Here is a 314-nt window from a genome sequence, read left to right as displayed (position 1 = left end):
GGTAGATCTGCTCCGCCTCGGGGGTGCCGAGGAACTCCATGAGCTTGACGGCGCCGGCCTTGTTCTTCGGGGCCTTGCGCCTCAACCAGCCCCCGGTGGGGGCCGCGACGGTGTCCCGGCCGTACGCCGGCTCGATCTCCGGGAAGGCGAAGAAGTCGAGGTCGTCCAGGCCGGCCTGGGTGGTGAACTGCTGGCCCACGAAGGTGCCCAGCAGGGACATGCCCGCCTTCTTCGACGCCAGGGTCTGCGCGGCGTCCTGCCAGGTGCGACCGACGGCGCCCTCCTGGTGGTACGGCAGCAGCTCCGCCCACAGG

At 71.0% G+C, this 314-nt stretch carries 1 protein-coding gene; it reads right to left on the bottom strand.

Translation table 11 applies throughout. The features are described from left to right. A partial coding sequence (locus PUR53_RS00140; RefSeq protein WP_329906951.1) for an extracellular solute-binding protein occupies nucleotides 1-314 on the bottom strand: 314 nt, incomplete at both ends.

This window comes from Streptomyces sp. SP18BB07 (genome assembly GCF_036322545.1).
In the GTDB taxonomy this organism is placed as follows: domain Bacteria; phylum Actinomycetota; class Actinomycetes; order Streptomycetales; family Streptomycetaceae; genus Streptomyces; species Streptomyces deccanensis.
Note: the sequence above shows the minus strand (reverse complement) of the source record. Positions and strands in the feature narration are given on the sequence as shown.